The organism is Pseudomonas sp. KB_15 (genome assembly GCF_052114525.1).
Taxonomy (GTDB): domain Bacteria; phylum Pseudomonadota; class Gammaproteobacteria; order Pseudomonadales; family Pseudomonadaceae; genus Aquipseudomonas.
In genome coordinates, this window is record NZ_JBFREX010000209.1 from 1 (window position 1) to 453 (window position 453).

Below are 453 nucleotides of genomic sequence, written 5' to 3' on the forward strand. Positions count from 1 at the left end.
CGCATGGGCCGCGCTGGAGGCTGGCGTGCGCCGCTTCGACGCCAGCGTGGGCGGCATCGGCGGCTGTCCGTTTGCCCCCGGCGCGGCAGGCAACCTGGCCACCGAAGACCTGGTGCTGATGGCCGAGCAGTGCGGCCTGCGTACCGGGATTTCGCTCGACGGACTGCTCGATGCGGTGACATTCGCCGAATCGCTGCTGGATCGGCCCCTTGGCGGCCGCTCCATCGCATGGCTGCGGCGCCAGCAGAATCAACGCGGTAAAAGCGGCACGTAAGGCCGACACGGATGCCGCCGAGCATCCGGTCAGACAAGACCCATATAGGAAGGAGACACCTGATGAAGAACATTCGCTGGATTCGAGGCGTGCTGGGCGCCATGGCCTGTACCGCCGCGCTGGCTTCTGGCCACGCCGCCGCGAAGTGGCCGGAAAAGACCGTCACGCTGGTCGTGCCC

Annotated in this window: 1 pseudogene; it reads left to right on the forward strand. The window is 67.5% G+C overall.

Annotation, left to right across the window (positions count from 1 at the left end):
* Positions 1 to 274, forward strand: a pseudogene (locus AB4Z35_RS30500) (hydroxymethylglutaryl-CoA lyase); the annotation flags it as partial.
* Positions 275 to 453 lie beyond the last annotated feature (179 nt).